Raw genomic sequence first — 22,103 nt, forward strand, 5'->3', positions numbered from 1 at the left:
GAGATTAACCTGGATGTACCTCGTGACCGCTATTCAACTTTTGAACCCAAGGTAGTAAAAAAGAGGCAGCGAGACATTTCAGGCATAGAAGCTAAGGTAATCTCGATGTATGCAAAGGGGATGTTTATGATATTTATGGCTATGAAATATCTCCTGAGACCATAAGCACCATCATAGATACCGTTATGGAGCACGCCCGGGAATGGCAAATCCGTCCGTTGCAGCCGGTATATGCTGTCGTTTTCATGGACGCTATGATGGTCAAAATGCGCTATGAACCGAAACTCACCATTGCGCTCAGCCCAGTGTTGTCTTATGCGCCTGCAACCGCATCGACCATCTCGTTTGTATTTTCGTGGCTCAATCACTTCGGCTTTCGCTTTCGGCCCGCTAGTTTGCCGCCCTACGCTTAAACCAGTCAGTCACCTGCCTGGCTCCAAGGGCTAGCTACAAGTTGGTTGGTTAGACCTTGTCTTGACCGGACTCTCACCGGCTAGAACACATGCCATTTCCCGGCCGCACCGTACCCAGTTTCAGCATGGCAACAAAACATTAGCATGTGGACTATCCGTATTTGGAGCCTTTGCCTGAAAGAGTGATGTACGTGTCACTTCGTTTGTTATTTTTTAGCTCAAAACCGATGATCCATAGTAGGATACAAATAGTACAAGTTAAACATGGACAGGTCCTCCCAAAAACCATAGACTGTATTCGGGAGGATCAAAAGAATGTCCCGACAATTTTCAAACACAGTTTAAAGAAGATGCTTTAGCCTATGTCCACGATCATTCCGATCTCAGCATCAATGCTTGTGCTCGTAATCTGGGGATTAATACCGACACTCTGCATGGCTGGATAAAAAAGGCGAAAGAACGTGCTGAGGTCCACCGAGGCTCGGGTAGCTATGAGTCTGATGAGGCCAAGGAAAATGCCCGTCTCAGAAAAGAGCTTAGTGATACGAAGGATGCACTTGAAATCTTAACAAAAGCAATCAGCCTCCTAGACAACTGACTAGGGTTATCTTCTCGCAAACAGCAATATTGGAAGAGGAACTGAAACGGGAAAGGCTACGGCGCCTTAATGCCAGCGGGGTGCTGCGGATTCTAGGCGTCTCTCGAAGCGATTGTGTTAGCTTCAAGAAAAGGGAATCCAGCCAAAGCACAAAACCATTATGTAAAGAAAATACTTTCAGCTAAAAAGCAAGCAAAGATGCAGTGGAAAGAAAGGAAATGGACGACACTTATGGAGATGAACCGAACTGAATACTATTGAACATCGTCGCAATTTCCGGAAGGAAGTTCGAAGTAAGTGGTGAATATGATCTTTTAAGATTGAAATTCAGCGGGGAACCACCCGCAATTGGAGCTGGTTAAGGTGATATGGAACCCGACCTATGAAATGATGTCGCGGGAAGAGATTACTAAACTACAGGAAGAACGTTTGCGAGCACTAGTCTACAAGCTCTACAATAAAGTGCCTTTCTATCAGAAGAAACTAGACGATGCTGGTGTTAAACCGGAAGATATAAAGTCCCTCGCAGATATAACTAAGCTTCCCTTTACAACCAAGGATGATCTTAGAAATCATTATCCCTATGGTCTTTTTATCTCTCCTTTAAAAGATATTGTCCGCATCCATGCCTCTTCAGGCACGACAGGACACCCAACGGCTGTAGGATACACCCGAAAAGACTTAGATACCTGGTCGGAACTGGTAGCTAGGGTAGTCAGCCAAGCAGGGGTCACCGATGAGGATATTGTCCAGATCAGCTTTGGGTACGGTCTGTTTACCGGAGGGTTCGGTCTACACTATGGGCTGGAGAAGGTGGGAGCAGCGGTGGTCCCCGCTTCAAGCGGAAATACCCGCCGGCAGATTCAGTTAATGCAGGACTTCCACACTACTGCCTTGGTTAGCACTCCATCCTATGCCCTGTACCTGGCAGAAGTGGCTATGGCTATGGGAATCGACCCCAATACCCTCAAAGTCCGGTTGGGGCTGTTTGGGGGAGAACCCTGGAGTGAGGGCATGCGGGTTGAGTTGGAGAAGCTATGGCCCAACATGAAAGCTACAGATAACTACGGACTGAGTGAAGTAATGGGACCAGGGGTATCCGGGGAGTGCACTAGGGGTAGGGGAATGCATGTCGCCGAGGATCACTTCATCCCTGAGGTCATTGATCCCGATACAGGGGAAGTTCTCCCTCCTGGAGAGCAAGGGGAATTGGTGCTCACTCCCCTGACAAAGGAAGGTTTTGCTGTTCTGCGCTACCGGACCAGGGACATCACCAGTCTAAACTATGAGCCTTGTCCCTGTGGGCGCACTCATGTTAGAATGGAAAAAGTAACTGGCCGAACCGATGATATGCTGATCATCAGGGGCGTTAATGTATATCCTTCCCAGATTGAGACAGTTCTTACCCATATCCCAGGGGTGGGACCACACTATCTTTTAGTTGTATCACGCACCGGTCGGTTAGATACGCTGGAAGTGCAAGTCGAACTAAGCAAGGATTGCTTTGCCGGCACCTACAAGCAATTGGAGGAACTGCGCCGCACGGTGGAAGAACAGTTGCGGAGTACTTTGGGTATCAGTCCTGTGGTAAAGCTTGTGGAGTATAAGAGCCTAGAAAGGACAGCTGGCAAATCCCAAAGGGTAATCGACAAGAGGAAAATTGGAGAGTAGATCTATGAAACAATTGATGTCAGGAAACGAGGCTATTGCACAGGGGGCCTATGAGGCCAATGTCAAAGTGGCGGTAGGCTATCCAGGTACCCCAAGCAGCGAGATTCTCGAATGCATTTGCCAATATGATGGCATTAAGGCCCAATGGGCCCCCAATGAAAAGGTGGCCCTCGAGGTTGCCGCGGGAGCTTCCTTGGGTGGTGCTCGGACCCTAGTAACCATGAAGCATGTGGGGCTCAATGTCGCAGCCGATCCCCTTCTCACCCTTAGCTATACCGGGGTGCGTGGTGGACTTGTTATTCTATGCGCCGATGATCCAGGCATGCACAGCTCTCAAAATGAACAGGATACTAGAATGTATGCCCTCTTTGCCCAGGTTCCCCTGCTTGAGCCAGGGGACAGTGAAGAAGCGAGACGATTTATCAAGTTAGCCTTTGAAATCAGTGAAGAGTATGATACGCCGGTTATCTTACGTTCCACCACAAGGATCTCTCACTCAAAGAGCTTGGTGAATCCCGAAGCTAGGAAAGCTGTTGCCAAAAAAGAGTATCAAAAGAATATGTCCAAGTTCGTCATGCTGCCCGTTAACGCCAAGAAGCAGCACACTGAAGTCCTAGGACGGATGAGCAAACTTACCGATTATGCTAGTGAGAGCACCCTAAATACGGTGGAATGGGGCAGCTTGGATGTAGGCATCATCACAAACGGAATAGCCTACCAATATGTGAAGGAAGCTGCACCGGATCTTTCTGTACTGAAACTAGGGATGGTTCACCCGATTCCACAGAAGCTCACCGAGGAGTTTGCCTCCCGGGTTAAACAGCTGGTTATTGTCGAAGAACTAGAACCATTCATCGAAAACCAAGTAAAGATACTAGGTATTCCCTGTGTTGGAAAGGATATCTTTCCCCGAGAGGGAGAGCTTTCCACAGCCTTAGTAAAGCAGGGCCTAAGTAAACTGGGAATCATAGAATACGAAGTACTCGCAGAGCCGCTACAGGAACTGCCCAAGCGACCCCCTGCCCTGTGTCCGAGTTGTCCTCATCGGGGCATCTTCTATACTCTAAGTCGCATGAAAATAAGAGTGACTGGGGATATTGGATGTTACACTCTAGGAGCGCTACCTCCCCTATCTTCCATGGACAGCTGCCTGTGTATGGGAGCATCGGTGGGCATGGCTCACGGGTGGGAGTTAGCCAATGAAGAGTCGGCCACAAACACGGTAGGAGTAATTGGTGATTCCACGTTTCTCCATTCCGGCGTCACAGGCTTAATGAATACGGTCTATAACAAAGGTACTAGTACGATCATTATCCTGGACAACTCCACTACCGCCATGACCGGTATGCAAGAACATCCCGGTACAGGTAAAACCTTAGGTGGAGAGGAAACCCACGCCGTTGATTTACACAAGTTGGTAGAATCCTTGGGTGTAAAACGGATTGTCACTGTTGATCCTTATGATCTTGAGGCCGTGGAAAAAGTGGTAAAGGAAGAGCTGTCGGTAAGAGAGCCCTCGGTGATTATTACAACCCGTCCCTGTGCCTTGAAGGCTAAGTTCCGACAACCTGCCCTGAAGGTAGATGCGGCTAAGTGTATGGGCTGCCAGGCCTGTTTACGATTAGGCTGCCCTGCCTTAAGTTTTAGTGATAACCTGGCAAAAGTAGATCCTGTTTTGTGTACCGGATGTGGTCTGTGTGCCCAAGTCTGCAAGTTCGACGCCATTGGACAATAGTGGCAACAGTTGTTGTTTTGTATGGGAGGTGGAGGCGCACTTTCCGATAGAACAGTGCGCCGCTTTTAAATGGAGAAGGTAAGAGATGTCATAATTGTAGGTGTGGGCGGACAAGGGATTATCCTTGCCAGCCAAATCCTAGCCCAAGCGGCGGTCCTTTCCGGATTTGATGTAAAGGTAGCCGAAACCCATGGCATGGCCCAACGGGGCGGTAGTGTGATCACCCATGTTCGCTTAGGTCAGCAGGTGTTTTCCCCTACGGTTCAAGAGGGTTCCTGTCAATGTTTGCTAGGCTTCGAAATGCTAGAGACCGCGCGTAGTCTTTCTTTGCTTGCGCCCGATGGAATCATCATCACTAGCACACAGAAATTGCATCCCCTAAGCGTTGCATCGGGACAGGCAACTTATCCGGACAACTTAGAAGAGGTCTTAGGGAAGCGGAATGCTTTACTCATCCCCGCGCTAGATTCCTGTAAAGAACTTGGTAATCCCCGGGTGGTAAACCTGGTTATGCTTGGTGCCCTCTCCGTCTTTATGGAGATAGAACCGGAAGCATGGCAGAAGTGTATCTGTAATTGTGTCCCGGAACGTTTCCTTGAGGTTAATCAAAAGGCCTTTACCATTGGTCAGCGTTATGCCCTAGAAAGGAGATCATGATGAACCAGTACAATCAAACATGTGAATCCATGAACAGGGCGGAGCTGGAAGCACTTCAGTTATCTCGACTAAAGGATACCGTAAGAAGGGTGTACGAAAACGTACCTTTCTACCGGGAACGCTTTGATGAACAAGGGATCAAACCCGAGGATGTAGAAAGTCTAAGTGATCTTGAAAGACTGCCCTTTATGACCAAAGAAGCACTCCGGGATAATTATCCCTTTGGTCTCTTTGCAGTACCCATTGAAGAGGTTGTACGTGTCCATGCTTCCTCTGGCACAACCGGCAAGCCCACCGTGGTGGGATATACCGCCGGGGACATTGATGTTTGGGCTGAGATTATGGCCCGCACCCTTGTCTGCGCCGGGGCCACAAAGGATGATATGATTCAGATCGCCTATGGTTATGGTCTGTTCACCGGTGGACTAGGAGTTCACTATGGGGCAGAGCGTCTTGGGGCAACAGTAATTCCCATCTCAGGGGGCAATACCAAGCGCCAGATCATGCTCATGCAGGATTTCGGTAGTACGGTGCTAGCATGCACCCCTTCATACGCCCTATACCTAGCGGAGACCATGCAGGAGATGGGCATTGACCCATCCACCCTAAAGCTACGAATCGGTGTCTTTGGTGCTGAACCATGGTCCGATGGTCTGCGCAAAGAGATTGAGCATAAACTAGGCGTTACCGCTATAGATATCTATGGCCTTAGTGAGGTTATTGGACCAGGGGTAGCCTCCGAATGTCTGCACCAACAAGGTCTTCATGTCTTTGAAGATCACTTTATTCCTGAAATCATTGACCCGGTGACGGGAAAGCGTCTGCCCCCAGGTAGTCAAGGTGAATTGGTTTTTACGTCTTTGACGAAGGAAGCCTTCCCGATTATTCGCTACCGTACCCGGGATATCTCAAAACTAGATTACACCCAATGCACCTGCGGACGTACCATGGTCCGCATGCATAAGGTAATGGGACGTACCGATGATATGCTGATCATCCGCGGTGTGAACGTCTTCCCGTCCCAGATCGAGTCAGTCTTGATTGGCATTGGTCAGATCGAGCCCCACTACTTGCTGGTAGTAGATCGATCACAAAGGGTGTTAGATGAACTTGAAATATGGGTAGAAGTCTCTGCCGACATCGTCGATGAGGTTAAGAAGCTTGAGCAATTAGGCACCCGCATTCGACGGGAGATCCAAAGCACATTGGGAATTCAGGTCCGAGTTAAGTTGGTTGAGCCCAAGACCATCGAGCGTACCGAGGGTAAATCAAAACGAGTCGTGGACCGACGAGAACTCTAAAAAGGGGGAAGGTCTGTGATGAAAGTAACTCAGATTTCCGTGTTCTTAGAGAACAAATCCGGCCGGTTGGCCAAACTCGCCAGTATCCTGGCAGAGGAAAAGGTGAATATCAGAGCCCTATCAATTGCAGACACATCGGATTTTGGCATCCTGCGACTTATCCTTGATGATCCTGAAAAGGGATTCTCCGTACTCAAAAGTGCTGGATTCGCGGTGAATCGCACTTCGGTAATCTGTATTAAGGTCCCGGATCATCCCGGAGGACTAGCGGGCATACTGAAGGTGGTTGAGGCCGAGCATTTTAATATCGAGTATATGTATGCCTTCGTGGAAAAAAGCGAAGACAATGCCTTAGTTATTGTGAGCCTAGATCGGATCGATGAAGCCATCGAAGTACTACAGAAGAATGGGATCATCGTCATGCCCGCAAAACAGGTTTATAAAATCTAACAAGCAGCGGCTAAAAGCCGCTGCTTTTCTCTATAGCCCAGTTGAGTCTGGCTAAAATCCGTTCCTTACCCAATAGACTAAGCACTTGGTATAGTTCTGGGCCGGACACCCTTCCGGTAACCGCGGCCCGCAAAGGCCGAAACACTCGGCCCTTCTTAAGACCTAGGCTTGTGGGAAGGGCATTTACTAATTCCAAAGCCTCATCAGGAGAGAACTCACTAGGCCAGGTGGCCACTTCCTCCTGCACCTTTTCCACGACCTTGGTAACCTCTTCCCTTTGCAGAAGTTCTAAAGCTTTCTCCTCTAAGTCTTCTGGCACATCTCCAAACAGGAATTCTACATGCTTCGGCAGTTCAGCCAAATAGTGGATCTGTTCTTGTACTAGTTCTAGTACTCTAAAGAGCCACTGTTCATTAGGCGCGATAAGGCCCGCCCGCTCTAGGTAGGGACGACTGATCGCAGCCAAATCTGGTAACTCCATCGCCCGGAGGTACTGACTGTTGACCCACTGCAGCCTTTCTATGTCAAATACCGCAGGACTCTTGGAGACCCGTTCTAGCTGAAATTGCTTGAAAAGCTCATCCACAGACAGAATCTCCTGTTCCCCTTGGGGCGACCAGCCCAGCAATGCCAGATAGTTGACCAATGCTTCCGGCAGATAACCCGCCTCCCGAAACTCGGAGACAGAAGCGGCACCGTGGCGCTTACTTAGCTTCGTTCGGTCAGGACCAAGGAGCATCGATACATGGGCAAAGGTGGGTATGTCCGCATTAAGGGCATCGTATAGTAGCATCTGCCGGGGTGTATTAGAAATATGCTCATCGGCCCGGATAACATGGGTTATCTTCATCAGTAAATCGTCAATGGTGACGCAGAAATTATAGGTGGGAAAACCATTGGGGCGCATAATAACAAAATCGCCAATATGATCTGTGTTAAAAACCACATCTTTCCGGATCATATCCCTAAGGACAATCTCTCTGCCTTCGGGCACCCGAAACCGTAGAGAGGGGACAACTCCCTGCTCTTCGTACTCTTTCCTCTGCTGTGCACTAAGCTCCCGGCATCTTCCACTATACCGCGGCATTTGACGCTTGGCCTCGTACTCGGCTCGTTCTGCCATCAGCTGCTCCGGCGTGCAATAGCAAGGATATACGAAGCCTGCTTCTTCTAGATTTCTCGCATACTCGCGGTAAATATCAAGCCGTTCTGACTGGCGGTAGGGACCAAAGTCTCCCCCTACATCAACACCTTCGTCCCAATCCAATCCCAACCAATGCAGTTCCTGTAGAAGTGCCCTTTCAAAGTGCTCAGAAGAGCGCTCTCGGTCGGTATCCTCAATACGTAAAATCATCCTGCCCCCGTTGGCCCTAGCAAACAACCAGTTGAATAAGGCTGTATGAACATTACCAATGTGTAGGTATCCTGTGGGACTAGGGGCGAATCGAACACGAATCACTACTTTTCCCCTCTTTTCAAGCATTCTTGCTGCAGTTCTAAGATCAAATCCTGTAACTTAGTTTCCTCCGCTAAGGAATTATATGAAAACAGGATAACACCTGTAGGCTCAGTGTCTAAGGCTGCCTTAACCAACTGCTTCAACAACCCCGGGTCATCGCCTAATTCGTAGGCACGAACCCCTGCGTATATCTTACCCGTTCCACATGCAACTATGGCATCCTTAAGTTTATAGTATACATCATCGGGTTGCAGATAGTAAGCCATAGGGACCACAAAATCCACAATGCCTTGTTCTACCCACTCATGCCAATCCTGAAACTGTATTTCCGACGCCACAGCATAATTTGCCGTTACCGCTGCAGAAACTTGCAGTTGTGGGTTAATCCCTTTAGTCTCGCGGTATACCCGGTGAACGATGGTTGAGAGCTGCTCTGTTCTAAAACTATCCCAAAGAATCAGTTGACGATCCGCCGGGTAATGGGGGTCAAAGCGCCGTTTTTCAATAACCACCGGATCCACCCCAAACCGTTCTTCATAAAGCTGCCGAACCCGGGGATTAAACCCATATTTATGCCCTGGATAGCGTATATAATCTAGATGCAACCCATCCACAGTATAGTTTTCCACTATTTCCGTGCACACAGTCACTAGGAAGTCCTGAACCTCCGGTAAGGCCGGATCGAGCATGATCGCCGAAAGCTCCTCGGCAATATCCAAGACTTCGTAGGTTAGAAGCGATCGGCCAGACACATCGTAGGTAATCCATTCTGGGTGTTTGTTTATCACATGCTCGGGATCCTTTGAACGACTAAGGAAGGAGCTTGCAGTTAGCATGTTGACCCATGCATGCACAGCAATATCATGTTTCTCCCCTAAGGATACCGCATAGGCTAAGGGGTCAAAGTCCAACACTGCCCGGGGAAGAATGTTAGAGTTATAGTAGGCTTCGCCTCTACCATTTACCTGCAGCATTAGATCCCGCAGGCCCAACTCTTTGGCTAGGGCGAAAACTTGGTCGATCTGTTCCTTAGAGGTCATCGCATCCCGGACCACCCACATCCCGCAAATCGGATAGTCCCTGGAGTCCTCCTGTTTCCCAGTGGAATAACTAGCAATACCAAGTAAGATTCCTAGGAATAACATGACTAGGATATATATGCAAGTACGCCAAGGCCATTTCGGTCGCTGCACCTGGACTGTCGGAGCAATATCGTTCATCTAATCTCTCCTTCTAACGGCAACAACAGCATGGGCTACGATACACTGTCCTTCACCAGCCGGCCCCATACCCTCAGTGGTTGTGGCCTTGATATTCACAAGACCCAGTTCAAGCCCGAGGGTCTTTGCGATTTGCTGTTGCATTTTGGGAATATGGGGGGAAAGACGAGGCTGTTCGGCCACAACTGTGGCATCGATATTGCAGAGAACGAAATTCCGTGCCTCAAGTAAGGCGCCTACCCGTTCCAACAATACAAGACTACTGATCCCAGCGTAGGCCTCATCGCTATCTGGAAAATGGCGTCCAATATCCCCGGCACCCACCGCACCCAACATGGCATCCATAATCGCATGGAGTAGGCAATCGGCATCGGAATGACCCAAAAGCCCTTTGCTATAGGGGATACCCACACCACCTAGGACTAATTTACGGCCAGGGACTAACCTGTGGACATCATACCCACATCCTACACGAAACATCGGCCTAGAATCAGCTAAGTACCCTTCAGCCATTGTCACATCCTCCGGCGTAGTAATCTTAATATTCCTTCTGTTACCCTCGATGAGTTTAACCTTAACGCCAAGGGCTTCCACCAGTGCACAATCGTCGGTGGCATCGGAACGATCCACAGCATAGGCCTGCTTAATTAAGCCAAGGGAAAACACCTGGGGAGTCTGGACTAATCGTACCCGGGACCGGGGTAGGGTATCAGTTACGTATCCCTGGTGATCCACAAGCTTCACCGTATCTTGAACACCGCTACTTAGGGCCGCTGCTTGGAAGTCTTTCGCTGCTTCAATGACTCTCCTTAGATCCTCCAAGGTCAGCAAAGGCCGTGCCCCATCATGAATCACGACTAAATCCGCCGGATCACCCTTAAGCTGATCAAGGGCCAACCGCACTGTCTCGGTACGTGTAGCACCCCCGGGGATAACCGCTGCCACCCGGTCAATCCCGTATTTCTCAATAATCTCCTCTTCGCACAAGAGCAGATCACTAGGACGTACAGCCACAATAATCCGGTCGACCAGTCCGCTGGTACTTAGTGTCATTAGGGTTCGGGCTAGTACTGGAATTCCTCGAAGTTCAATGTATTGCTTGGTAGGATAACTAATTGGGCCCATCCTACTACCGCAGCCGGCTGCAGGAACAATACAGAATGTGTTTGACATCTAAAACCCTCCAAGAGGCAATCAAAAAAGGACTTCGCCACAAAAAGACGAAATCCTTTGCAGGCTGAATGGTAGCGGTTCGCTAGAGTGCCCGCTCCATTGCCTTTGGTTTGGCAAAAATCATGCGACCTGCAGCAGTCTGCAGGACACTAGTAACCATAACCTCGATCTCCTCACCAATATGCTTTCGTCCGCTATCAACCACAATCATAGTACCGTCGTCTAAGTAAGCAACACCCTGTCCTTGCTCTTTACCATCCTTGATCACTTGCACAAGCATCTCTTCCCCTGGTAAAACCACAGGTTTCACCGCGTTAGCCAGTTCATTTATGTTCAGCACCGCAACGCCCTGCAGTTCGGCCACCTTGTTGAGATTGTAATCATTCGTCAACACTGTTCCGCCGTAGTCCTTCGCCAGCCTTACTAGTTTGGAATCCACATCCTGTCCATCGGGATAGTCCTTATCCACAATTTCAATGGGAATGACTGACTCCTTTTGAATCCTGTTTAGGATGTCAAGACCTCTCCGACCCCGGTTCCGTTTGAGCGAATCAGGAGAGTCTGCAATATGCTGTAGTTCCTCTAAGACAAAATGAGGGATGATCAGGGTCCCTTCAATAAAACCAGTCTTAGAAATATCGGCGATCCTGCCGTCGATGATAACACTAGTGTCCAGAAATTTATAACTAGTTGATAGTTCGGAAACAGCTCCCGGATTGCTGACTTCGGCCTTGGCCTCCTCTAGACGAAGCAGACTGAACAGCTCATCCTTTTTCTTAACCGCCGTATGAGCCCCCACATAACCACCAAACAACACGGCAAATAGGCGGATATAGCTGACCACCAAGCCTGCGGGAAAGGGCATGGTGGCTAGAATTACAATCAAAAGCCCCAAGACCAATCCGATCACTCCAGCAAACATCTCGGTAATCGGCGTATTCTGAAGAGCATTGGTAATATTAACAACGGTTCTTTGCAGTACCCGAAAGGCAAAGGGCGCGATCAAAATACCCAGGGATAAACCTAAGATCATCCCAAGAACACCAACCCAGTTATCCAAGACCCCGAGGGAATCAGACGATGTTAGAAGTCTCTGTAGGCTGGGGGAGATACTGTTATGACCGATAATAACACCCACGATCCCGCACGTTAATCGAAAAAGCTTCTCTTTCACTACATATTCACCTCCCATATATAGATTAAAGTGACAGGATCAGTATGCACACTTTCAGGTAGTTATATCCAGGATCAGTGCAGAAAGTAATAACACTAAACATAGATCTTAGCTATAGATGAAAAGAAAGGTATGAAATGGATAATAGCATCAAGGATGAATTCTACTGGTCAAGTTGCTCAACACCAAGGGTTTGGTCTAGGAGTGTTTTGACTCTTTCCTCTGTATACCCTGTGGCCAGTATTAACTCACTTCCCAAGATTTTCCGTGCTTGATCTAAACACTTTTGTTCTCTACCGGAAAGGCCCTCGTTTTGTTCTCGCGCTGATAGATCACGCACGACTTCTGCCACTTTATACGGACTGCCGCTTTTGAGTTTTTCCATATTAAGCCTGAACCGAGTATTCCAGTTCTTCACAATCTTGCTCCGATCACCCTCCAGAATAGTCAGCACCCTTTGTACCCCTGCAGGATCGACAACATCCCTTAGCCTTGTGTCCTCGGCACGCTCAACTGGGATCATCATCCTCAGATCGCCAAACGGCAGATGTATCACATAGTACATTTCGGTTTCACCCAAAACCTCATGTTCCTCAATTGCTTCAATAATCCCCGCCCCGTACATAGGATACACTACCTTATCGCCAACTTGAAACATTATTCGGTTTTCCCACCTTTCACGTCCGCCAATCCTATGAACATTCTATGCAATTGATGGCGGTACGGTCCTTCAATTTACAGCTGCCGGTCGATTAAGACTTGGTCCTTCATCTTTCTTAAGCCTTCTTTAATCGCCTTCGCCCTCACCTCACCAATACCCTCAACATCATCAAGTTCAGTAATGTCAGCTTCCATAACCTTAGGTAAGTAACCAAAATGCTGGATAAGGTTCTCGATAACTGGCATAGGTAAACGGGGTATCTTGCTCAGTGTACGATAGCCCCGGGGAGTGACTTGTTTGTCTAAAATATCCATTGCGGAAGAGTAACCCAAGGCCCGGGCAAGGGTACTTGCTTCTAGTAAGTCTTCGGAATCCCAAGTCATTAACTCTTCCCAGATCTTCTCCGCTTCTTCCTTAGCCTGACTGTAATCCTTGGCCACCAGCAGTCCTTGCCCATCGATACCTACCATTAGTTCCTCCTGCTGCATAGCCACCAGACGTCCTTCTATCCCCAATTCATATATATGCAGCTCGATCTCTTCCATGATGCGACAGACCATTTGGGCTCGCTGCAAAACTGTAACTACATCAAATAACGTGACCCGATCCTCAAACTCCAAAGCGCTAAGGTTGATCAGTGCCTGTTGAAGAACACTCTTATACTTCTCTAAAGTCTCAAGGGCTTGGTTTGCTTTGGTCAAAACAACACCAATATCTCGGACCACATACTTAAGGCTCCCCTGGTAAATGGTAATCACGTTCCGCCGCTGGGAGATACAGATCACGATACGACCAGTCTGCCTTGCCACCCTTTCCGCGGTCCGATGTCTTGCTCCAGTCTCCAAGGTTGGTATAAGGGGATCCGGAGTCAGTTGGGTATTTGCTAGCAAGATCCTGCTAGTATCCTCGCTGAGCACAATGGCGCCATCCATCTTGGCTAGCTCATATAACGCCGATGGATGCATATCCGCATTAATCTGGAATCCGCCGTTGGTTAGGCCCATGACCTCTTCTGAATCACCCACTACAATTAGGCCACCAGTCCTGGCACGCAGGATATTTTCCAAGGCCTCATACAACGGAGTGCCCGGTGACATTAGTCTTAGAATATCCTTCAGCCTTTCCTTGCTGGTTGTCTCCTCTGCCATAAGTCCATGCCTCCCCATCTATTCACTAAAGGCGGCCTTCAGAGCTTCTTTTAACGTACTAGCTGGGCGCATCTCAATATCCCAGCGTCCCGGATTTAGCTCCTTGTGATTCGCTGCGGGGAGGACACAGCGTCTAAAACCCAGATCCGTTGATTCCTGTAGACGACGCTCAATATGACCTACGGGCCGCACCTCACCTGTAAGACCTACCTCACCTATGATCACTATATCGGGATTTACCGGAATATCATTCAGGCTTGAAGTCACCGCCACTGCAATTGCCAAATCCATCGCGGGCTCCTCCACCCGCAACCCACCGGCGACATTCAAATACACATCATAGTTAGCAAGCTTGAAGCCTTGGCGTTTTTCTAACACCGCAAGGACGATAGAGGCTCTATTATAGTTCAACCCAGTAGCAAGGCGACGGGGCGTACCACCGTACAATGAAGGAGCAACAAGGGCCTGCAACTCAACAAGGAGACTACGGCTTCCTTCCATGCTTGGAGCAACAACTGAACCTGCAACCCCCAAAGGACGTTCAGCCAGAAAAATGCAGGAAGGATTCAATACTGTCTTTAGACCTTCCTGCTTCATTTCGAATACACCCACCTCATTGGTCGAGCCAAATCGGTTCTTTACCGCACGGAGGATACGGAAATTCGTATGAGCCTCTCCGTCAAAATATAACACGCAATCAACAGCGTGTTCTAAAACCTTCGGGCCGGCCAAGGAACCACTCTTAGTAATATGGCCTACGATGATCAGCGGTACATTGGCTGTCTTTGCCCATGCAATTAGCGCATTGGCTGTCTTTTGTACTTGACCAACACTACCGGGATAACCACTTGCTTCAGCGTGATGCATAGTCTGAATCGAATCAATAATGACCAGCAAGGGATCACTATCTCCCAGCTCCTCGATGATGCCTAATACATCAGTTGCGGTAAGCACCAGAAGATTGTCAACTCTAGCATTTAGCCGTACAGCCCGATGGTAAATTTGTTCCGCCGACTCCTCACCGGATACATAAACCACTGGGCCCCCTTTGGCCACAGATGCCGCTGCTTGTAATAACAAGGTTGATTTGCCAATCCCCGGTTGTCCCCCCACAAGCACCACCGCACCGGGCAGGAGACCACCACCGACTACCCGATCAAGCTCATCGATCCCTAAGGATAGCTTTTGGCGCTGATCCTTCGCAACACGGGTAATCGGCACTGTCTGACAGACTATTCTACTTTTTTGTGGATGCTCTTCCTTCTGCTGAACCAGAGAATCCCACTGTCCACAACTGCTACAGCGACCCATCCATCCTAGTGATTCGTAACCGCAGGCCTGACAAACATACCTGACACCCTTGCTCTTGCCCATGCTAACGCCTCTAACTATCGATATTCATGCCAACCTCCACTAATAATTATAGCATTAGCCATAGCCCAGCACAAGCAAGTCAAAGGACCCATAAAAACCATCAAGCCCCTCATTTAGCGAAAGCAGCTAGGACTTCAGTCTTTTTCCTTACTGAATTGTATACGTAATTAACAACTCTTGTTCGTAGCGGTAAGGGGGCAAACAACTCACCCCCTTACTTGACAACTACTTTATCTCTGCCGGTGCAGGCTCTTCCATCCGGCTAAAAACAATCTTGTTATCCACAGCATCTACTTGAATGATGTCACCATCTTTGAACCGACCCTCCAGGATCTGATCCGCCAAGGGGTTCTCCAAGAGACGTTGAATTGCCCGGCGTAGCGGACGGGCCCCGAACTTACGATCAAATCCTTCGTTGATAAGGATTTCCTTGGCCTCATCGGTGACGACGATTTGGACGTTCTGCTCCTTCAATTGCTCTGCGGTTTCCTTGAGCATGATATCGGCAATCTGCTTGATATGCTCTCGGCTTAGGGCATGGAAAACTATGATTTCGTCAATCCGGTTGAGGAATTCCGGTCTAAAGGTCCGGCGCAGGGAGTCGATCACTTTCTTGCGCATCTTCTCATAGCTTTCCTTCTCATCCACGGTAACCCGGAAACCAATTGCAGATTCCTGTTCGATCTCGCTAGCCCCAACATTTGAGGTCATGATTAGGACAGTGTTGCGAAAACTAACCGTACGCCCTTGGGCATCTGTCAGACGTCCGTCCTCTAGAACCTGCAGTAAGATGTTAAATACCTCAGGATGAGCCTTCTCGATTTCATCTAGAAGGACTACTGAGTAAGGTCGTTTTCTTACCTTTTCCGTCAGCTGTCCCCCTTCTTCGTAACCGACGTATCCAGGGGGCGCTCCCACCAATCGCGCCACAGTGTGCCGCTCCATGTACTCACTCATATCCAAGCGAATCATGGCGTCCTCATCACCAAATAGGGCTTCGGCTAAAGCCCGGGCCAGTTCTGTCTTACCCACACCGGTGGGTCCTAGGAAAATAAAGGAGCCAACAGGCCGCTTTGGGTCTTTTAGCCCCGCATAGGCACGTCGAACGGCCTTCGCCACGGCACTGACGCCTTCACTCTGTCCAATGACCCGTTTATGCAGTTCCTGCTCAAGATTCAGCAACCGCTCAGCTTCTTCTTGGGTCAACTGTTTCACAGGAATGCCCGTCCAGCTACTTACTACTTCGGCAATATCCTCTTCGGTCACTGTACCCTCAGAACGATTATTGGTACTCTTCCACTCGCTACGGCTGGTTTCCAACTCTGCTCGTAGTTTCTGCTCCTTATCCCGTAATTTGGCCGCCTTTTCAAACTCCTCATTCCTGATCGCGGCATCCTTTTCCAGGCAGGCCTCTTCGATCTCTTTTTCTAACTGTTTTAGTTCAGGCGGAGCGACTAGTCCCTTTAGGCGTACCTTCGATGCAGCTTCATCCACCAAGTCGATGGCCTTATCCGGTAAGAACCGATCGGTAACAAAGCGACTAGATAGTTGAGCTGCAGCGTTTAGCGCTTCATCGGTGATTTTGACACGGTGATGGGCTTCGTACCGATCCCGTAGTCCGGCTAGGATCTGAATGGTCTCCTCCACCGTTGGCTCATCTACTAGGATAGGTTGAAATCTGCGCTCTAATGCCGCATCTTTTTCTACATACTTACGGTACTCATCAATTGTTGTCGCCCCAATAGTCTGGAGTTCACCCCGGGCGAGGGCAGGCTTTAAAATATTGGAAGCATCAATTGCTCCTTCGGCCGCACCTGCTCCCACGATGGTATGCATCTCATCTATGAAAAGGATCACATTGCCCGCACCGCGAATCTCATCAATAACTTTCTTCAGACGCTCTTCAAACTCACCCCGGAACTTGGATCCGGCAACCATCGCCCCTAAATCCAAGGTGACCACTCTCTTATTCAGAAGCAATTCCGGTACGTCACCATCGACAATACGCTGGGCTAACCCTTCGGCAATGGCGGTCTTCCCAACACCCGGTTCTCCGATAAGACAAGGATTATTCTTGGTCCGACGGCTTAGAATCTGCATAACCCGTTCAATCTCTTTTTCCCGACCGATCACTGGATCAAGTTTTCCTTCCTCAGCCTGTTCGGTTAAATCCCGTCCAAACTGGTCAAGGGTCGGTGTTTTGGCATCCTTCTTACTTTGCCGCATCCCCTTCTTGGTGCTGGCTGCCCCGCCGTTAAGCAGTTCCACCACCTGATAGCGAATCTTATCCCCATCGGCACCTAGGTTCTTTAGAACTTGGGCGGCCACTCCTTCCCCTTCCCGAATCAGGCCCAATAGGATATGCTCGGTTCCTACGTAGGTGTGGCCAAGCCGTCGTGCCTCCTCAAAGGACAACTCCAGTACCCGCTTAGCCCTAGGGGTAAAGCCAACTACCTGTCCCATGAGTTTGGCATCGCCCCGTCCAATAATGCTCTCAACCTCTTGTTGCACCCGCTCTAGGCTAATGCCCACCCCTTGTAGAGCCTTGGCTGCAATACCATCACCTTCTGCAATCAGACCCAACAGAATATGCTCAGTACCCACCACATTATGACCAAGCCTTCTGGCCTCTTCTTGAGAGAGTACGATTACTTTCTGTGCTCTTTCGGTAAATCTGCTGAACATATGCCTGTCACCTTCCTCCTTCAATTATTGTTCTGCTTACCGCTACTTCTTATTCTCTCTCGCACTAGAGCCGCCCGGTAAGCATCCCGCTCATGGGCATCCATATCCCGCCCCATGATCTCCTGCAAATGCGCAGGCCTAATACTGACCAGTAGTTCCTGTAACATAGCTGGCTCCAGTTGTTCAACTAGCTTTAGATCAATCCCTAACCGTACATCACTTAAAAGCTCCAGGGCCTCTGTAGTATTAATCAAGCGAGCGTTAGCCAGGATACCCAGGGAACGGTATACCCGATCCTCAAGCTGTAGCTTCGCATCCTTCAGCAACTGCTCCCTGGCACTACGCTCCTGCTCAATCACCTGTTTAGTGATGTTTTCAAGATGCTGTATAATCTCCTCTTCCGTAACACCTAGAGTAACTCGGTTGGATATTTGGTAGATGTTCCCCGATGATTGGGTCCCTTCCCCATACAACCCTCTTACCGCCACCCCAAACTGAGAGATGGCCGATAACACTCCTTGAGACTGGTTACTGATCCCAAGGGCAGGTAGATGAAGCATAACCGATGCCCTCATGCCCGTTCCCACGTTGGTTGGGCAGCAAGTCAAATAACCAACTCGATCGGAAAAGGCATACTCCAACCGCGATTCATAGTAGTCGTCGATATCATCACACAGTTCCCATGCGGCCCTTAGCTGCAGGCCGGGAAAAATCACTTGCAGTCGTAGGTGATCCTCTTCGTTAACCATAATACTGACAGCTTCATCTTCCCGCAAACAGACCGCCTTGTGTTTGACGTTCTCCGCATGATTGGGGCTGATCAAATGGCGTTCCACAAGCAATTGACGCTGCAGCGGCGAGATCTCCGACAGGGCCACGAATCGGTACTGACCTAATCTTTCACCGTCTTCGGCAACGGGTTTTACCAACTGCCCCACACGCTTTAACTCATCATCCGAGGCAACCATAGGAAAGGGGATACCATCTATATTTCGGGCCAAGCGAATCCTACTAGCCAACACAATATCATTGGCTGGTCCCTTACCCCGCATCCAATAACTCATGTTACTGCGTAGCAAATCTTCCAAACCCATGGTCCTAACCTCCCAGTCCGGTATGATCTTCTAGTGCGCGCAACTGATCACGGATAACTGCAGCTTTCTCATATTCCTCCCGGGCAATAGCTTCTTGCAGCTGAGCCCTTAGCTGTTCTATCCTTCGCTTTTCCTTAATCGCCTCTCCGGCTCGGTTAGGTACCTTCCCCGTATGCTCCGTGCTCTTTTGCACTCTGTGTAGAATCGGCAATAGCTGATTATCGAAAGTACGGTAGCACTGACTACAACCTAACCTTCCAGCATTTCGAAAGTCTGTGATACTCATTCCGCAAAGGGGACAGCGATTGGTTTCTGCCACAGCTAAGTTGTGCTGACTGGTTTCAAAAAGTCCACTAATCAAGTTCTGAAAGCCAAAGGTAGGTTGAATTGTAAACTCCAGTTCACCCGACTCCTTGGCGCATTCCTGGCATAGGTGCATCTCACTTTTCTTGTTGTTGACAATCTTAGTTAGGTGTACCGTCGCCATCCGCTTATTACATTTTTCGCAGATCATCTTCGGATACTCCCTTCGGTGCTCACCCCTGGAAATTGCTCTGCAATTCCATCAGCAACGTTATTTTCAGAAGTGATGCCCTTACATAGTTTGCGATTTCTGGATTATAGTCATTACATTCATACTTGATCAAAGCTTTTAGCAGCACAGCGGTTCTCTCATCCAGAACGTCTAGCTCAACGAGCTGCTCCAGGATCTCTTCAACTTCCCTTTGAACTAAGGGACGATCAATGCTCAAAATGACATCTTTGATAATCTCTCCACGACTCGGCGCCATCATCCGCACAATGCGGATGTAGCCTCCGCCCCCCCGCCGGCTTTCTACAACATATCCTTTCTCGGGAGTAAAACGAGTCTGCAGCACATAGTTGATCTGCGATGGCACGCAGTCGAACATCTGAGCCAGTTCCTGCCGTCTGATGATTACCATATCTGTGGCCGTACTTACTAGCAGATTCTTAATATGCTGCTCGATCAAGTCGGCTATAGTCATCACATGCCATCACTTCCTCTCATTCAGCTCATTCAGCCTCCTAAGGGGTCAAACCTTGAGACCTGAATAGTTGATGAACCTTAACGTCAATGAAGGTCAAACCGAAAACCGCCTCTTGTCCGTAAACCCTTATAGTAAGGCGTATACGGTCGTCTGACCTTCTTTGACCTTCAACATTATTATATCATATCGCGCCGGAACCAATGCAAGGTCCGGTATTTGCCATTTTAGGCCGTAATCTGGTAATAGAAGTACTTTATGGCGTGTTTGTGCGCTCTACGTCCTGATACCACGGCCTAGATTATATTATCTTACTTTGGGTGCAACATTATGAAGGTAAATACATAGGATGATCCCGGATTGAGAAAGGCGGGCGTGGTCAAAGTATGGCATCCGGTCCCACCGGAGGTTAGAGGTGCAAGTCCTCTCGCCCGCTCCACCGGCCAGAGAAACCTGCTGATGATCCCTTAGCCCTTCCGCGTTTTGCGGAAGGGAGTTGTAAACCCTATTATTTTCGTGTAGGACCCTCATTTCTAATGGGTAGCTGATCTGTGAGCACCATGTCAGCAATGTTCGTGGTATGGTCACCGATTCTTTCAAGGTTACTAACCATTTCCACATAGATAATGCCGGCTCGGGGTATGCAGACTCCCTCATACATCCGTTTCATGTGTCCCCGTCGCATATTCTGTTCCATTTCGTCCACATGGTTTTCCAACACCCAAATCTGCCTAGCGGCACTCTTATCATGCTGATTAAGCCCCACGATACTTAACCGCATCATTTCCTGCACCAAATCAAACATCTTCGCAATTTGCTCCCAGGCTTCCTCGGAGAACTGAAGCTTCTCCTCCATCATTATCTCAGCAAACTCGGTGATGTTATTGGCGTGGTCTGCCATCCGTTCGATGTCATTTACCACCATCATCATTCCTGTAATCCGCACCGACTCAACCTCTGATAGGTTCACGTTTCCAGCAAGCAACGCAGACATATACTCAATGGTCTCCTCTTGCAGCATGTCTACCGTGTCCTCATTTTGGCGAACCTTCTCGATGGCGCCAAGATCAGACTCCAAAAAGGCCTTGCGAGCATCTGCTAACATCTGTTCTGCGATGCCGGCCATACGATTGACCTCCTTGGCTGCTAACTCCGCAGAAACACGGGGATACTTAAGGGCACTTTTATCCAGGTACTTCACCTTTCTCTCAACCACTTCTTCCTCCCCAGGAACCAGCCATACCAAAAGCTTTACAAAGCGCCCCACAAATGGCAGGAAGATCAGTGTATTAATCATATTAAAGAGAGTATGCGCATTTGCCAGCTGCCTTGATACAGAAGTGGCGGTATGGCTCACTACGTATGTAAAGGGCCCCAAAATAAGCAGGAACAAAAGCACCCCAAAGGTGTTAAACAGGATATGAGCTAATGCTACACGTTTTGCGGTTAGGCCGCCGCCAATAGAGGCAAGCAATGCGGTAAAACAAGTACCAATATTGCTTCCCAAAACTAAGGCAATACCCGACTCGAGGGAGATTAGATCCTGCATCGCCAAAGCGACAATTACCGCGGTAGCAGCACTACTGCTTTGAATCACCGCGGTGAAAACAGCACCTATGGCAATACCGAGTAAGGGATGCCGGGCAAATTGGGCGATGGTCTCTGTGAAATAGGCACTTTCCTTTAGCGGTCCAAGGCTTGAGGACATAACACCCATCCCGTAAAACAGAAGACCGAATCCGAGGATACTCTCCCCGGCCAATTTCCATTTCTTTGATTTGGACAACAGGTGAATCAGAAAGCCAATGGCAATCGCAGGTAAAGCCAGATTTGTCAGTTTGAAAGAAATCATCTGGGCGGTAACCGTTGTACCAATATTTGCCCCGAGAATCGGGCCAATGGTCTGTTCTAAAGATAGCAACCCCGCCTTGACAAACCCGACAAGCATGACTGTGGTGGTACTACTACTTTGCACTAGCACCGTTAGGACTAAGCCTGAGAGTACTCCTACAAAGGTGTTGGATGTTAAGAAGTTGAGAATATTTGTTAGCTTTCGACCAGCCATCCGCTGTAAACCGTCAGCCATTTTTTGCAGGCCATAAAGAAACATCGCCAGCCCACCGGCAACGCCGATAACAATACCCATTGCATGACCTTCCTTTTAGTATTTTTTCTCAGCTGTAAGCTTTTCCACCTTGTACAATACCATAAAACCCATCTCATTTACAGTTCTTTTGGGAAATTGCCATGTCCTTTGTCGGAGGATACTCTAGGATGCCATAA

17 protein-coding genes, 1 tRNA gene and 2 pseudogenes are annotated in these 22,103 nt (G+C 48.9%); 8 read left to right on the top strand and 12 right to left on the bottom strand.

Features of this window, described 5'->3' with window-relative positions; translation table 11 throughout:
* The first annotated feature begins 9 nt into the window (after positions 1–9).
* The 7 genes and pseudogenes from M0Q40_09020 to M0Q40_09050 all read left to right on the top strand — a co-directional run bounded on the left by M0Q40_09020 (position 10) and on the right by M0Q40_09050 (position 6,825).
* Positions 10–413: pseudogene (locus M0Q40_09020) on the top strand (transposase).
* Positions 414–801: 388 nt separating this feature from the next.
* Positions 802–1,011 carry a transposase gene (locus tag M0Q40_09025; protein ID MCK9222744.1) on the top strand — a complete coding sequence of 70 codons (210 nt, stop codon included), beginning with the start codon at positions 802–804 and terminating at the stop codon, positions 1,009–1,011.
* A 363-nt stretch (positions 1,012–1,374) separates the two neighbouring features.
* The gene (locus M0Q40_09030) at positions 1,375–2,682 is read left to right on the top strand and encodes a phenylacetate--CoA ligase (GenBank protein MCK9222745.1); all 1,308 of its coding nucleotides are present in this window, start codon (positions 1,375–1,377) and stop codon (positions 2,680–2,682) included.
* A gap of 4 nt (positions 2,683–2,686) precedes the next feature.
* Positions 2,687–4,417: an indolepyruvate ferredoxin oxidoreductase subunit alpha gene (gene iorA / locus M0Q40_09035; protein ID MCK9222746.1), complete on the top strand. Its 1,731-nt coding sequence runs from the start codon at positions 2,687–2,689 to the stop codon at positions 4,415–4,417.
* 69 nt (positions 4,418–4,486) lie between these two features.
* Complete coding sequence (locus M0Q40_09040; GenBank protein MCK9222747.1) at positions 4,487–5,074, top strand: indolepyruvate oxidoreductase subunit beta; 588 nt, start codon at positions 4,487–4,489, stop codon at positions 5,072–5,074.
* Positions 5,074–6,375 carry a phenylacetate--CoA ligase gene (locus M0Q40_09045; GenBank protein ID MCK9222748.1) on the top strand — a complete coding sequence of 434 codons (1,302 nt, stop codon included), beginning with the start codon at positions 5,074–5,076 and terminating at the stop codon, positions 6,373–6,375. The genes M0Q40_09040 and M0Q40_09045 overlap by 1 nt, the downstream gene beginning before the upstream one ends.
* A gap of 18 nt (positions 6,376–6,393) precedes the next feature.
* Entirely contained in the window at positions 6,394–6,825 is a 432-nt protein-coding gene (locus M0Q40_09050) for an ACT domain-containing protein (GenBank protein ID MCK9222749.1), read from the top strand.
* Positions 6,826–6,835: 10 nt separating this feature from the next.
* Here M0Q40_09050 and gltX read toward each other — a convergent pair whose 3' ends face one another.
* The 11 genes and pseudogenes from gltX to M0Q40_09105 all read right to left on the bottom strand — a co-directional run bounded on the left by gltX (position 6,836) and on the right by M0Q40_09105 (position 19,820).
* Positions 6,836–8,284, bottom strand: coding sequence for a glutamate--tRNA ligase (gene gltX / locus M0Q40_09055; protein ID MCK9222750.1), 1,449 nt, complete (start codon positions 8,282–8,284; stop codon positions 6,836–6,838).
* Positions 8,284–9,504 carry a family 10 glycosylhydrolase gene (locus M0Q40_09060; GenBank protein ID MCK9222751.1) on the bottom strand — a complete coding sequence of 407 codons (1,221 nt, stop codon included), beginning with the start codon at positions 9,502–9,504 and terminating at the stop codon, positions 8,284–8,286. Before M0Q40_09060 ends, gltX begins: the two co-directional genes overlap by 1 nt.
* On the bottom strand, positions 9,505–10,677 hold the full coding sequence (ispD, locus tag M0Q40_09065) for a 2-C-methyl-D-erythritol 4-phosphate cytidylyltransferase (GenBank protein MCK9222752.1): 1,173 nt from the start codon (positions 10,675–10,677) through the stop codon (positions 9,505–9,507).
* Between the two features lie 82 nt (positions 10,678–10,759).
* Positions 10,760–11,383 (bottom strand): annotated as a pseudogene (locus M0Q40_09070) (TRAM domain-containing protein).
* 631 nt (positions 11,384–12,014) lie between these two features.
* Positions 12,015–12,509 carry a CarD family transcriptional regulator gene (locus M0Q40_09075; protein MCK9222753.1) on the bottom strand — a complete coding sequence of 165 codons (495 nt, stop codon included), beginning with the start codon at positions 12,507–12,509 and terminating at the stop codon, positions 12,015–12,017.
* A gap of 77 nt (positions 12,510–12,586) precedes the next feature.
* A complete protein-coding gene (disA, locus tag M0Q40_09080) occupies positions 12,587–13,660 on the bottom strand; it encodes a DNA integrity scanning diadenylate cyclase DisA (GenBank protein ID MCK9222754.1) in 1,074 nt (357 codons plus the stop codon).
* Positions 13,661–13,678: 18 nt separating this feature from the next.
* A complete protein-coding gene (radA, locus tag M0Q40_09085) occupies positions 13,679–15,034 on the bottom strand; it encodes a DNA repair protein RadA (GenBank protein MCK9222755.1) in 1,356 nt (451 codons plus the stop codon).
* Positions 15,035–15,259: 225 nt separating this feature from the next.
* Entirely contained in the window at positions 15,260–17,719 is a 2,460-nt protein-coding gene (locus tag M0Q40_09090; protein ID MCK9222756.1) for an ATP-dependent Clp protease ATP-binding subunit, read from the bottom strand.
* A 20-nt stretch (positions 17,720–17,739) separates the two neighbouring features.
* Positions 17,740–18,813 carry a protein arginine kinase gene (locus M0Q40_09095; protein MCK9222757.1) on the bottom strand — a complete coding sequence of 358 codons (1,074 nt, stop codon included), beginning with the start codon at positions 18,811–18,813 and terminating at the stop codon, positions 17,740–17,742.
* Between the two features lie 4 nt (positions 18,814–18,817).
* A complete protein-coding gene (locus tag M0Q40_09100; GenBank protein MCK9222758.1) occupies positions 18,818–19,327 on the bottom strand; it encodes a UvrB/UvrC motif-containing protein in 510 nt (169 codons plus the stop codon).
* Positions 19,328–19,349: 22 nt separating this feature from the next.
* Complete coding sequence (locus M0Q40_09105) at positions 19,350–19,820, bottom strand: CtsR family transcriptional regulator (protein MCK9222759.1); 471 nt, start codon at positions 19,818–19,820, stop codon at positions 19,350–19,352.
* A gap of 369 nt (positions 19,821–20,189) precedes the next feature.
* Between M0Q40_09105 and M0Q40_09110 the strand changes: the two genes are divergently transcribed.
* A tRNA-Gly gene (locus M0Q40_09110) sits at positions 20,190–20,259 on the top strand.
* 69 nt (positions 20,260–20,328) lie between these two features.
* Here M0Q40_09110 and M0Q40_09115 read toward each other — a convergent pair.
* On the bottom strand, positions 20,329–21,966 hold the full coding sequence (locus M0Q40_09115; protein MCK9222760.1) for a Na/Pi cotransporter family protein: 1,638 nt from the start codon (positions 21,964–21,966) through the stop codon (positions 20,329–20,331).
* Positions 21,967–22,103 lie beyond the last annotated feature (137 nt).

Source organism: Limnochordia bacterium (assembly GCA_023230925.1).
Lineage (GTDB): Bacteria > Bacillota > Limnochordia > DUMW01 > DUMW01 > JALNWK01.